This window comes from Halorubrum sp. SD683 (genome assembly GCF_002135045.1).
Classification (GTDB): Archaea; Halobacteriota; Halobacteria; order Halobacteriales; family Haloferacaceae; genus Halorubrum; species Halorubrum ezzemoulense.
In genome coordinates, this window is sequence record NZ_NEWJ01000002.1 from 15,603 (window position 1) to 28,948 (window position 13,346).

General features: G+C 69.3%; 8 protein-coding genes. 2 read left to right on the forward strand and 6 right to left on the reverse strand.

Features of this window, described 5'->3' with window-relative positions; all coding sequences use genetic code 11:
• Positions 1-38: 38 nt before the first annotated feature.
• The 3 genes from B9G49_RS01805 to B9G49_RS01815 all read right to left on the reverse strand — a co-directional run bounded on the left by B9G49_RS01805 (position 39) and on the right by B9G49_RS01815 (position 5,387).
• Positions 39-332, reverse strand: a complete 294-nt coding sequence (locus B9G49_RS01805) for a hypothetical protein (protein WP_086215228.1) — start codon at positions 330-332, stop codon at positions 39-41.
• Positions 333-4,898 carry an LAGLIDADG family homing endonuclease gene (locus B9G49_RS01810; protein ID WP_086215229.1) on the reverse strand — a complete coding sequence of 1,522 codons (4,566 nt, stop codon included), beginning with the start codon at positions 4,896-4,898 and terminating at the stop codon, positions 333-335.
• Between the two features lie 126 nt (positions 4,899-5,024).
• Complete coding sequence (locus B9G49_RS01815) at positions 5,025-5,387, reverse strand: TRAM domain-containing protein (RefSeq protein ID WP_049932746.1); 363 nt, start codon at positions 5,385-5,387, stop codon at positions 5,025-5,027.
• A gap of 203 nt (positions 5,388-5,590) precedes the next feature.
• On the opposite strand from B9G49_RS01815, the gene B9G49_RS01820 reads away from it, so the two are divergent.
• Both B9G49_RS01820 and B9G49_RS01825 read left to right on the forward strand, forming a co-directional pair.
• Positions 5,591-7,933 carry a DEAD/DEAH box helicase gene (locus B9G49_RS01820; protein WP_086215230.1) on the forward strand — a complete coding sequence of 781 codons (2,343 nt, stop codon included), beginning with the start codon at positions 5,591-5,593 and terminating at the stop codon, positions 7,931-7,933.
• A gap of 179 nt (positions 7,934-8,112) precedes the next feature.
• Positions 8,113-8,895, forward strand: coding sequence for a topoisomerase DNA-binding C4 zinc finger domain-containing protein (locus B9G49_RS01825; protein WP_179235164.1), 783 nt, complete (start codon positions 8,113-8,115; stop codon positions 8,893-8,895).
• Between the two features lie 24 nt (positions 8,896-8,919).
• On the opposite strand, the gene B9G49_RS01830 is transcribed toward B9G49_RS01825, so the two are convergent.
• The 3 genes from B9G49_RS01830 to B9G49_RS01840 all read right to left on the reverse strand — a co-directional run bounded on the left by B9G49_RS01830 (position 8,920) and on the right by B9G49_RS01840 (position 13,335).
• Positions 8,920-9,906 (reverse strand): tyrosine--tRNA ligase, encoded by a 987-nt coding sequence (locus B9G49_RS01830; RefSeq protein WP_086215231.1) that lies wholly within the window; start codon positions 9,904-9,906, stop codon positions 8,920-8,922.
• A 120-nt stretch (positions 9,907-10,026) separates the two neighbouring features.
• Positions 10,027-12,075 carry a DUF460 domain-containing protein gene (locus B9G49_RS01835; protein WP_086215232.1) on the reverse strand — a complete coding sequence of 683 codons (2,049 nt, stop codon included), beginning with the start codon at positions 12,073-12,075 and terminating at the stop codon, positions 10,027-10,029.
• 75 nt (positions 12,076-12,150) lie between these two features.
• Positions 12,151-13,335, reverse strand: a complete 1,185-nt coding sequence (locus tag B9G49_RS01840; protein WP_049932738.1) for a CBS domain-containing protein — start codon at positions 13,333-13,335, stop codon at positions 12,151-12,153.
• Positions 13,336-13,346: the final 11 nt, after the last annotated feature.

Genomic DNA, 13,346 nt, shown 5'->3' on the forward strand with positions numbered 1-13,346 from the left:
CCGGATCGATTCAGCGTCCGCGGGGCCGGGGTCAGTAACTAGAACCGCTCGACGTCGAACGCGGGCTCCTCCCCGCCGTCCGGTGCGTCGTCGACCCCGCTGGCCGCGAGGACGCGCTCGCGCGCGGCCGGTTCAGAGGGCGCGACGACCACGGTGCCGTCGACCGGGTCGTCCCCGACCGCGCGGAACACGTCGCCCTCGCCGTCGAACTCGGTCGCGTACGTCCGGAGCACGGCCGCGACGCGACGCTCGGTGGCCGCGAGGTCGGCGTCGCCGTCCTCGAACTCGCGGAGCGCGTCCTCGACGTTCCGTATCGCGGAGATCCGGTCCATCTACGTCGTCCGGAGGTGGCCCTGCTTGGGCTCGTACACTTCGCCCTTCGTGCGGAGCTTCTCGATCTCTCCCTCCGCCTTTCCTTGGTCCATCCCGATCTCGCCCGCGCGGTCGAGCACCTCCTCGACGGGCGCGCCCTCCTGATACTCCTCTTCGATGTCGGCGATGAGCCCCTTGATGTTCTTGATGCGGTCGCGCTGGCTCTTCGACGTGCCCGTCTCGACCACGTCGGCGTCGAACTGGCCCGTCTCCGGGTCGACGCCGATGTCCTTGAGACAGGACTCGACGATGTCCGTCGCGCGGTCCGCGTCCTCGCGCTCGACGGTGTCTGAGAGCCGTACCCGCGCGCTCGCCTCGGAGAGCCGCACCATCGCCTCCAGCTTCCGGGCGGTGACCGGCACGGGCGCGTCCTCGTCGGCGCCCTTCGAGCGCAGGTCGACGTAGAACTCCTCGATCAGCTCCTTCGCCTCCTCCGTCATCGTCGGGAAGCAGGACCGCTTCGCGTGGGCGATGTACTTGCGGAGGAGTTCGGAGTCGATCTCCGGCGCGACCTCCTCGGTCACCTCCGCCACCTGTTCGGAGGTGAACTCCGAGCTCGCCAGCTCCTCGCGCTGGGTGTTGAGCTCGCCGGCGTAGTTCGTCTTGATGATGTGTTTCGCCAGCCGGGAGTCGTGCTCCGGGTCCGGGCTGTCCGTCACGGTGAAGATGAGGTCGAACCGCGAGATCAGCGCCGGCTCCAAGTCGATCTGCTCGCCGATCGGCTCGTACTGGTCGAACCGGCCGTACTTGGGGTTCGCGGCGCCGAGCAGGGAACACCGCGCCTTCAGCGTCGCGTTGATCCCCGCCTTCGAGACGGAGATCTTCTGCTGTTCGAGCCCCTCGTGCATCGCGGAGCGGTCCGAGGAGTTGTGGACGACGAGCCCGTTCGCGACGAAGTTGTGCGTCTCCTCGACGGTCAGGTCGTACACCCGGGGTCGCTCGCCGTCCTCGATCCGCGCCAGTATCGACCGCAGTTCCGCCTTCACGGCGTTTACCTCCTCCACGACCGCCTCACGCACGTCGTCGAGCCGGTCGGTCTCGACGGCGCCGGACAGCCAGCGGGAGACGGTCGCCTGCGTCACGTCGAGCCTCGACGCCACGTCCGACTGACCGACGCCGTACGCGTCCAGCGCCGCCGACAGCTCCGATCGCGTCTCGCCGACCGGACCGCGGTCGAGCAGGTCGCGAGCGCGCTCTTCGGCCGTCTCGACCGGTCCCTCGATGACGTCTGCGAGCCGCTGTCGGAGCACCTCGCCGCGGTGTTCGGTCGACTCCGGCGGGACGGTTTCGACCGACTCGACCCGACGCCACTTCACGTCGCCGCGGACGAACTCGCGGAGGTCGTCGAGGTCGGTCTCCCCGACTCCGGTGAGAATCTCTCGGAGCCGCTCGGTCACCGTCCGGCGGACCTCGTCGCGTTCGCCCCATTCGCGGGAAATCTGCTGTTGGGACAGCGCCGTCCCTTCGGCAAGCTCGGACTGCGAGACGTGGTATCGGTGCCGAAGCTCCGAGAGCGTCTCCCACGCCGCCGTCGCGTCGAGCGCGTCCACGTCTTCGGTCGCGCGTTCACGCCGATCCTCGAACGCCGAGAGTATCCGGTCGGCGCGGTGGAGCGAGACGTTCGCAGTCCCGCTCTCGAAGTCGTGGTATGTGACCGCGTCGAGCCCGCACTCGCGCTGGTGAAGCCGGAGCGACTCGCGAGACCGCGCGAGCGCGTCGCCGACGTCCGGGACCACGTCGAGGATCGTTCGGCCGCCGTCGGCCGAATCGACGACGCGGTCGAGGGCTTCGGCCTTCCGGGTGGCCGTGAATCCGACGAAGCGCCGGAACGCCGCGAGCGAATCCGCGTCGGTCACCGTGAGGTAGTACACGTCGCGACCGCCGTCTCGCTCGCGGTACTGGAGCTGGCTCGACACGCCGAACCCTAAGAGGAGGTTCCGCGTGCCGCGGAGCAGGTCCCGACTCGCCGACGCTATCCGAACGTTTCCGGCCGACTCGTCGACGTGGCCTTCGCTGTCGGCGAGCGCCCGGACGAACGCGGCCTTCGCCGCGCGGCCTCCGGTCGAAACGGGAGTCGGGAAGCACTTCTCGTCGTACCGGCCGAGGTTCATCCCCGCGTTGAGGACGGCGTCGGCGTGTTCCTTCCCGGTGACGCGGACCGTCTCGACGCCGCCGTCGCGCCGTTCGCTCGGCGGGCGGACCGGCTCCGCGTCGAACGCCTCGCGCGCCGCGCGTTCAAAGTCGTCTAAGAGGTCGTCGTCCGTGTTGGTGAACCGAATGCCGTAGACGCCCTCGTCGCGGTCGTAGTAGACGTTCCCGTCGCCGGAGAGGTATCCGAGGACGCTCGCCATCGCGGCGTCGACGCTCTCCCCGTCGCCGGGCTCGGCCGCTGGCCCATTTCCACCGCTCGCAGCCACCGCTCCGCCGTCCGCCGCCTTCGTCGGAATCTCGCGAGGGACGTACACCCAGTCGCCCCCGTCGAGGGCGGCCGCCTCGCGCTCGACACGCTCCCCGTCGTCGAGGACGAAGAACGGGTGGTCGGCGGTCGCAGTCAGCGACTCGCCGGTCTCCGTCGTCACTCGGGTCAGCTCCGACGGCGCGTCGTACTCGTGGACCGCGGAGACGGACCGTTCGACGAGGTTCCCGTCCTCGTCCATCGACCAGACGTCGAGGTCGACGTCGCGGATATGGCGTCCGTTCGAGAGTTCCTCGACATCTCCGTCTTCGGCGGCCTCCCGCGCCAGTTCGTCGATGCGCTCGACGCGGCCGTCCGCGAGCGAGACCAGCGCGTCGCCCGTGACGCAGTCCATTTTGTCGAGCTCGTCAACTGCCGCAATTCCCTTGTCCGCGAGGACGAGAGCGCCGGCTTCGAGCGACCACTGCTGGCCGTCGCCGAAGTCGTCTCTCACGGCTGCAGCTGTAAGGCCGGCCGCCGACGATCCCTTCCCAGAGGTGTAGACGGACCGCGGTGCGATGTTCTCGACGTACGAAATCATCTGGGAGTTGTGAGAGACGACCCCGTTCGAGACGTAGTTGTGCGTTCTCTCCACTTCGAGATCGTAGACCCAGTCTTCATCGGATTCGACCCGTTCGATGGACTCGATCGAGTCCCATCGGACTTCCTCTACGACCGAGGTGTTCTGACTACCAGACACGGCGATACCGCCATCTGTGGCAGCGCGCGATGCGACGGCCACACGGTCACCGACGTCGAGTTCATCCGCACGCCGCGGAACGTGTCCGGCACCAGTCTGAACGAACAGCGGATGCGACGGCGTCACCTCCAGTTCCATGCCGGAGGCAGTCTCGACACGATACATCGTCTCGGGAGCCTCCCGCTTCCAGACTTTCGTCGCTCGCGCGGATCCGATCGTTCCGTCCGACTGTAGCGAGGGTATTTCGAAATCGACCTCGTCGAAGACGCCGTCGTCGATCGGTTTCGGATCATCGAGATTGTCCTCGACGAGATCGCCTATCGGAACTTCTCGTCCATCAGCAAGTGTCACATTGGTATCAAATTTAAGACACTTACCCGTTCCGGGGTCACCGATCAGGAGCATGTGGAGGTCGCCGCGGATCCGCGACCCGTCGGGGAGGTGCTTGGTGACTCCGGAGAACAACTGGAGGATCATCGCGAGCTTCTCCTCTTCATACCCGTAGATGGCGGGCGCGATCGAACCCACCATCGCCTCGTAGATGTCGTCGCGCTCGGAGAGCTCGATGATGTCGCGTTTGTCCGCCTCGGTGATGTCCATGTCCTCGAACTCCTCGTCCTCGATGGCGATAGAGACGCCGTCCATGTACAGGTCGAAGATGGCGGACTTCTCGTTGCCCTGTTCGACCTGCTCGATGTGGAGGATACCGACGCAGGTAACGTGGTCGCCGGGGCTCACTTTCCCGGTGATGTCGTCGACGATGTCGACGTCCAGCGACTGGGGCGTCTCGCCGCCGCGGAGCCCCTCGGGCGACTCTTGGATACGGAGCTTCTGTGAGTCGACGAACTCGGACTGATCGAAGTTGACGCGGAACGGGCCCTGTCGCTCGCAGCCCTGGCACTCGTGGGGCTCTTGGAAGCCACCGTCGGACTGCGGGATGTACGTCATCGTGCCGCAGCGCTGGCACTCGAAGGCGGCCTCCGTCACCTTCGGGCGTACGTCGGTGGCCTTACGAACGATCCCTTGAATCGAGACGAGCTTCCCGATATGGTCGTCGTGGACGCGGATACCGCGGATGTCGACGCTATCGGGGAGGTCCTCGATGCGGACATGCGCGCGGCCGAGGCTGACGTCGGCGGGGAGGTCATAGAGCCGTAGCGCCTCCTCGGCGTACTCGCGCATCTGTTCCGGCTTGTTCAGGAAGTCCTCGGCGAGGTCGCGGTCGAACTGAAAGAGGTCGTCGTAGGAGACGTACAGCGAGCGCTGCTCGTTGGGGTACCGTTGGGCGAGCTGTCCGATCTCCTCCCGGTAGTAGTTGCGATAGAACTGAATGAACCGCTCCGTGAGGTCCTGGGTGCCGGCCTGAGCCATTGCGACACCTCTTCGTCACCATCACGTATCAACCTCCGGTTCGGGGCGGACGTGGTCGCCTCGGGTGCGGCGTCCGGCGTCGTCGCGCCGGCCGACTCGGCGGCGACCGCGCCCCAACCGACCGAACTACGCCCGCCCGACGAAGGTCGCGTCGGCTGAGGTGCGCCCCTCGTTGAACGAGAGGACCTTCGCGCGGATCACGTCGCCGGGTTCGAGCCCGCTCGGGATGTCCTCGGTGAAGAGGACGAATCCCTCCACCTTGCCGACGGCGACCTCGTTCCCCGAGTGGTGGTCGGTGAGTTCGGTGACGCCGAACTCGTACGTCTCGCCGATCTCGACCGGCGGTTCGCGTTCCTGGGCCGCCTCGTGAGCGCGTTTCGACTCGCGCGCCTCCGTCGACGGGCCGCGGAGCCGACGGGCGACCGCGAACAGCGCGAACAGCGCGACCGCGACGCCCGCACCGACGACGAGCGGCGACGAGGGGATCATACCCGTGCGGTCGACCGCGGTCGCCTAAACGGTGTGGGTCCGCGGCGACGCTTCGGCGCTCGGCGACCTCGACATCTCGCCGCTCGCGCGGCCCGAGTCCCGCCGCGCCCGCATGAGAAACGCCTTTGCCCTCGAAGCCCCCCTCTCGATCCGATGCGACACAGCCGCGGTTCCCGACGACTCGCGCACGGGTGTGGTGTGCCGTGAAGGTCGCGGACGCGGTGCCGGAGTTCGCGGAGGCCTTCGGGTTCGACGAGTTCAACCGGATGCAGCGGGAGGCGCTGCCGGGCATCTTGGAGACCGACCACAACGTGGTCGCGTCGGCGCCGACCGCCTCCGGGAAGACGGCGCTCGCGGAGCTCGCCATCTGTAAGACGCTCGCCGCGGGCGGGACCGCGCTCTTCGTCGCGCCGCTGCGGGCGCTCACGAACGAGAAGGAGAGCGAGTGGGAGCGCTTCGAGGATCTCGGCTACTCCGTGTACGTCGTCTCCGGCGAGCGCGAGTTGAACCCCCGCCGCGCCGAGCGCGCGGACGTGCTGGTGACGACGCCGGAGAAGGCCGACAGCGCGACGCGGAAACACGACTCGGCGCGGTACTCCTTTATCACCGACGTGGACTGCGTCGTCATCGACGAGGTCCACCTGCTCGACTCCGAGAAGCGCGGCGCGGTGCTCGAAGTCACCGTCTCGCGGCTCCGCCGGCTCCAAGACCCCCGCGTGGTCGCGCTCTCGGCGACGATGCCGAACATCGGCGACGTGGCGGAGTGGCTCGACGCGCCCGCGGAGACGACGTACGCCTTCGGCGACGAGTACCGTCCCGTCGACCTCGAGACCGGCGTGAAGACGTACTCGCACGGCTCGAACGCGTTCGCGGACAAGTACCGCCGGCTCTACCGCGCGCTCGACCTCGCCGAGCCGCACGTCCGCGAGGACGGACAGACGCTCGTGTTCGTCTCCTCGCGGCAGGACACCGTCCAAGCCGCGAAGAAGGCGCGCGACGAGATCACCGAACGCGACATCCCGATCGACTCGCGCGACGACTACGACTTCCACAACGAGGCGAAAGAGCTCACCAACGACACGCTCCGCCAGTCGGTCACCGACGGCGTCGGGTTCCACCACGCCGGCCTCGGGAAGGACGACCGCGACCGCGTCGAGGAGTGGTTCAAACAGGGGAAGATCAAGTTCCTCTTCTCGACGTCGACGCTCGCGTGGGGCGTGAACCTCCCCGCGCGCTGCGTCGTCATCCGTGACACGAAGTACCACGACCCGCTGGAGGGAGAGACGGACATCTCGCCGCTGGACGTGCTCCAGATGCTCGGGCGCGCCGGTCGGCCGGAGTACGACGACGTCGGGTACGGCTGGGTGGTCTGCGACCGCGCCGACGCGGACAAGTACCGGAAACTGCTGCGCGAGGGGAAGGCGATCGAGTCGCGGCTCGCCGCCGACCTCGAGTCGCACCTCAACGCCGAGATCGCGATGGGGACGATCCGGGGGCTCGAAGACGTGATGGCGTGGTTGGAGACGACGTTCTACTACGTCCGCGCGCAGTCGAAGCCCGACCAGTACGACTTCTCGACGCTCCGCGACCGGGTGCGGGACACCCTCGAATCGCTCGTCGACGACGGCTTCGTCGCGGCCGACGACGACCTCGCGATCGAGCCGACCGCCCTCGGTCGGCTGGCCTCGAAGTACTACCTCCGGCTCGACACCGCCCGCCGGTTCCGGCGCCTCGCCGACCGCGAGACGCTGACTGCCGACGCCGTGTTAGAGACCGTCGCGTCGGCGGGCGAGTTCGACTCCGTCTCCGCGCGCTCGGCCGAGGCCGACGCGGTCGACCGCATCCTCGACGGCCGCGACACCGATCTGGAGGACGGTCACCGCAAGGTGTTCGCCATCCTGCTGGCGGGGATGGCCGACTCGATCCCCTCCGACCTCCGCTCCGACGCGTGGGTGATCCGGCAGAACGCGCTCCGCCTGCTCGCCGCGCTCGCGGAGTTCCTCGACCGGTTCGCGGGCCCGCGCGCCGCCAACCTCGCCCGTCGCGTGGAGGCGCGCGTCGAACACGGCGTCTCCCGCGAGGCGGTCGCGCTCACGGCGATCGAGGGGGTCGGCTCCGGCCGCGCGGAGCGCCTCGCGGACGCCGGGCTCACCTCGCCGGCCGACGTCGTCGACGCCGGTCCGGCGGAACTGGCGAACGCCGGGATGAGCGACTCCGTGGCGGAGCGGATCGTCGACGCCGCCCGCGACTGCCCCCGGATCGACGTCGACTGGGGTGAGTTCCCCGACGGCATCGCGGTCGGCGAGAACGAGATGTGCGAGGTCGCCGTCACGGCCGTCTCGGGGAGCGCCCGCGCGGGGATCCGCGTCACCGTCAACGACGTGGAGATGACCGCGACGACGACGTACCTCGACGGGGAGACGACGGTCCCGGTCGGCGTGTTCGGCCCGCCGGACGCCGACGAACTGGAGTTCGTCGTCGAGGTCGTCTTCCCGGACCTCCCGCTGTTGCCCGTCACGGCGACGCGGACGGTTCGGGTGGCGTAGGCGCGCCGGCGTCCGAACCCGATCTTGCGATCCGTCGGTATCCGCTTATCAACGAGCGGCCGGGACGTTCGAGCGATCTGCCGTCTCGTCGCGTCACCCGTTCTCACCGCCACCCGGCCGGTATCTCTCTTAAACTCCCGCAACGACCGCTTAACACCCATTCCGCGGCCACCCGTCCTATGCCGGAACGACTCCGCGTGCTCGCAGGCGACTGTCAGGTGACCGACCGCGGCGACCGCACCCGAACCCATCGGGGCCGCGTCGTGGTACTGATCAAACCCGACGACACGACGCTCGTCCACGACGCTGACGGCTACCAGCCCGTCGCGTGGCTCACCCGCCCCGAGAGCGTCGTCGTCGAGGGTGACGGCGACGGGTTCACTGTCACCGCTCGCGACGGATCGCGGCGACTCCGCGTCGTCGCCGAGGAGGCGACAGCCAGCCGGGCGCTCCCCGTCACGGAGGCGGGCGTCCCGGTCGGCACCTGCCCCGACGACGGCGGCCCGCTCGTGCGGTCGCGCGGCGACGTGGCGTGTCTCGACTGCGAGGCGCGCTGGGGGCTCCCGGCGGGCGCGAGCGTCACGGACGGGACCTGCGACGACTGCGGGCTCCCGAAGATCCGCGTCGAGCGCGGCGAGCCGTTCCACCTCTGTCTCGACCCCGCGTGCGACCCGATGGAGGCGGCCGTCAGCGACCGGTTCGACGGCGCTTGGGAGTGCCCGGACTGCGAGGGGGACCTCCGGGTCCGCTCCGCGCCGGGTCGCGTCTACCTCGGCTGCGAGCGCTATCCCGACTGCGACACCACCTTCTCGTTCCCCGCGGGCGTCGCCGTCGACGAGTGCGACTGCGGGCTCCCTGTCTTCGAGACGGCGGCCGGACTGGGTTGTCTTGACGGGACCTGCGAGGTCGACGGCCGCGCGACGGGCGAAAAGCCGGAGCTCACGGGGAAAAGAGACGGCTAACAGCGCTCCGCCCGGCGGGGTGGCTTACTCGGCGAGCTGCTGGCGGCCCGGCGCGATGAGGCGGTCGAGGTACTCGGCGAGCGCGCCCTTCGCGTCCGCGGGGTGGAGTTCGCCCGACTCCAAGTCGGCTTCGAGGGCGTCGTAGGCGTCGTACTCCAGGTCTCCGCCGTACTCCTCCGGGCGCTCGACGGTGACCGCGTCGAACCGCGGGAAGACGTGGTACTCGAACACCTGGACGACGGGGTTCTCGCGCTCCGCGCCGTCGTCGGTCGGCTCCGGATCTGCCGTCGGCGGGCAGTAGGCGTCGTTCACCTTCGACTCGATGTCCTCGCGGGAGTCCTCCATCGAGATGGTGACGCCCTCGCTGGAGGACATCTTGCCGCGGCCGGTCGCGAGGTCGGCGATCAGCGGCGTGTGGAGGTTCGTTGGCGGCTCGCGGTCGATGCTCGGCAGCACGTCGCGCGCGAGCATGTGGACCTTCCGCTGCTCCATCCCGCCGACCGCGACGTCGACGCCGAGGTACGGGATGTCGAGCGCCTGCATCAGCGGGTAGACGGCCTGCGACACCTTCACCGAGTCGCCCGAGCTGATCTCGGCCATCGCCCGCTCGGCCCGCGCGAGGGTGGTCTCGAGCTCCAGGGCGTGGAGGTCGAGCGTGTAGTCGTCGTCGAGCTGGAAGTCCGAGCCGAGCACGAACTGCGTGTTCGACTCGTCGAGCCCGTAGGCGATGAACTGGTCGCGCATCCGCTCGGCGGTGTGGCGGATCTCCTCGAACGACCCCTTGTCGTTGAGGTAGGCGTGTACGTCCGCGAGGAGGACCGTGACCTCGAAGCCCGCCTCCTGGAGGTCGATGAGCTTGTTCGCGGTGAGCATGTGACCGATGTGGAGCACGCCCGAGGGCTCGTAGCCGACGTACGCCCGCTTTCCTTCGGGGTCGTCGGCCAGCGCCTCGATCTCCGACTCGGTGACCACCTCGGCCGCGTTCCGGGTGATCAGCTCGTGAGCGTCCATACCTCCGAGTGTGCGTTCCCGGACATATGACTTCTGGATGCGTGCTGACGACTCACGTGGAGCGCCGCCAGCGCGCCCGTCGGCCGCTTTGACTCGCCTTCCGGTCGTCCCCGGGTGCGCTCACTCCTCCGTCTCGGGCAGCGTCCGCCCCGCCCGGTGTTCGGAGATGATCCGGTCGATCCGCTCGGCCTTCTCGTCGCGCCGGCGCTGCTCGGCGCGCTCCTCCCAGTCCTCGACGGCGGCCGCGAGGTCCTCCTCGCTCGCGACCGCCAGCTCGTCCACCTCGCGGACCGGCACGGCGTCGGCCGGCACCACGGGGACGGCGCGCTCGAACAACACCTCGTCGGCGACGTCCGAGAGGTTCCCCTCGCCGCGGATCACGGCCCGCGGCTCCGCCTCCGCGAGCCGCTCCGCGGTCCGCCGGCCAGCGCCCGACGCGTCCCGGAGGTAGACCACGTCGCCGGCGACGAGCCCGTAGGCGTCGTCCGCGGCGTCGAGCGCGTCGAGCGTGAACTGCTCGACCACCTTCACGCTCACCAGCCCCCGCCCCTCGGCCACGTCGCCGAAGTTCGAGTGGTCGAGCCGCCACAGCTCCTTCAGCGTCTCCACCTTGCGTTCGAGGTCGGCGACGCGCTCTTGTGCCTCGTCGCGCTCGCGCTCCAGCCGGTCCGTCTCGCGTTCGAGCCGCGAGACCGCGCGCCGCGAGCGCGCCTCGATGCGCTCCTCGCGTTTCGCCTCCTCCAGCTCGCCCTCCAGCTCAGCGATCCGGTCGTCGCGCTCCTCTAAGTCCTCCTCCAGCGACTCGGCGTGCGACTCCAGCCGGTCGACGCGCTCGCGAAGCCGGCGGATCGTCTCCTCCTCCTCGGTACGGTCGGGCTCGGTGGGGTCCGCCTCGTCCGCGTCGTCCTCGTCTCCGTCCCCGCCGTCGTCCTCGCTCAGGTCCTCGATGACGGCCTCGACGGACGAGCCGCCCGCGACGACGCCGGCGATCACCGCCCCGCGGTCGAGCCGCGGGGGCGTCTTCGCCGCGATCCGCTCGAACTGGTCCTCGTGGTCGTCGTAGGCGTACAGCGCGGCCGCCAGCGCGTCGCGCTCGTGGTCGTTCGCGTAGCTCGCCTCGCGGGTGCGGTGGAGCTTCTCGTCGACCGGGAGGTCGGTCGTCGGCCGCCACCCGGCGGCGTCGAACGAGCGCCGGAACTTCTCGACCGTCTCCGGCATCGGCTCCACGTCGGCGGCGACGATGATCGGTCGCCCCTGCTCGACGATCCACTCGGTCACCTCGGCGGTGTCGCCGGTGCGGGAGGAGTACAGCGCGTGGACCGTGCCGTCGAGGCCGACGACCGCGGCCGCGGTGGTCGTCCCGGGGTCGATCCCGACGATGACGCGGTCGCGCCGCTTCACCAGCGGCTCGTACTCGATCCCGTCGCGGCGTTCCCGCTCGACCTCGACGCGCACGTCGCCCGCCCGCGAGTTCGACACCGGGATATCCTCGGGGCGGGCCTCGACGGTGAACGTCGCGTTCGCGTAGCCGCCGTACTTCTCGGTCACGTCCCGCTCGAAGTCGAGGTTCGCATCCTTCAGCTTCGACTGGACCTGGCGCGTCCGCTTGCGGACGTTACCGTGGATCCGCCGCGTGTAGCGGTCCTGACTCCACCCGCCATTTCCGGTCGAGCGCCCGCGGGACACCTTGACGGTCGTCTCGTCGGTGAACGCGGTCACCTCGTGGCCGACGTTCGCGGCGGCGAGCCGCGCCGACGCCTCCGCCTCCTTCATCGGCTTCTTGCCGTAGGGGATGCCGTGCCGGGAGGCGACCCGCGAGAGCGGCTCCGGCCGTTCCGCGCCGGTCACCTGGACGAGGCGGGTCCCGTCCGGCAGCGACCGGAGGAAGTTGACGAGCTCCCCCTTGTCCGCCGCCAGCTCGTAGGCGTTGTCGGTGGCGACGTAGAGGGGCTCGCGGTCGTCGATCAGCCGGCAGAGCTTCCGGAACGAGACCACGTCGCGGGTGATTCGGGCCATCGGACCGTCGGCGTCGGGGGCGTCCGGGTCGTCCTCGTCGACGGGGTCCAGGATGACCAGCGCGTAGGAGGGGCTGTCGCCGCGGACGTCGCCGCTGTGGACGTCGACGCCGAACACCGGCCGGTCGCGGGCGCGGATGGTCCGGGTTGTCACATCCCGAGTAGGTCGTTGCCGCGTATATACCCCACGCCGGGGGCGGTCGCGGACCGCCGCCGCGGGAGCGAGCGGTCAGAGGATTCGGGGCTCTTCGCCGGCCTGCTGTCGCCGGCCGCTGATGACGCCCGGCGTCCCGCCCGTCTGGATGATGTTGAACGCGGTCATCAGGTCCGACCGCGAGATGAGGCCGACGAGTTCGCCGTCGGCGTCGACCACGGGGAGGCGGCCGACGCCGTGTTCCTGCATGGTCTGGAGGGCGGTCAGGGCGTCGGCGTCCGGGTCGACGGCGACGAGGTCGGTCACCATCACGTCGTCGACGCGGTAGGCGTCGCGCTCGACTTCGCGGACCGACCGGGCGTCTTCGAGGGTGACCATCCCGACGAGCTCGTCGCCGTCGAGGACGGGGTAGCCAGTGTGGCGCTCCTCGAACATCCGGCTCATCAGGTCGCCGACCGAGGTGTCCTCCGTCACCGTGTGGAGCCCCTCACGGGGCGTCATCACGTCGCCGACGGTCACGTCCTCGAAGGCGGCCTTCAGGGTCGTCTGCTGGGCCTCGCCCGAGGCGGCGATGTAGACGAAGAAGGCGAGCACGATGAGCAGCAGCTGGAAGGTGAACAGGCCGAAGATCCCCATCAGGAACGCGAACACCTTCCCCACGGAGGCGGCCCGCTGGGTCGCCTGCGCGTGCGGCTGGTTCCGCGCGAGCAGCGCCCGGAGGACTCGCCCGCCGTCCATCGGGAACGCGGGCAGCATGTTGAACACGGCGAGGACGATGTTCAGGAGCGCGAGGTAGCCGAAGACGAAGAGGACGGCGTTCGAGCCGACGGGCGCGACGAGGACGACCCCGTAGCAGGCGATCCCCACCGCGACGCTGACGAGCGGGCCGGCGATCGCGATCCAGAACTCGTGTCTCCAGTCTTCGGGGAACTCGGCGAAGCTGGCGAGGCCGCCGAGCAGCCACAGCGTGATCGACTCGATCTCGTAGCCGTATCGCATGGCGACCAGCGAGTGGCCGAACTCGTGGAGCAGCACCCCGACGAACAGCCCAATCACGGCCGACAGCCCGAGTACCCACGGCGTGGTGCCGCTCGCGACCGCGGTCGCGTCGATCCCGAGACCGGCCGTCTCGTTCATCACCTCCGCGATCATCCCGACCTGCGACCCGATCAGGTACGCGAACAGCGGTAAGACGATCAGAAACGTCCAGTTGAGCCGGATCGGAATTCCGAACGCGCTCCCGATCTTGATTCCACGCATGCCATCGCGTT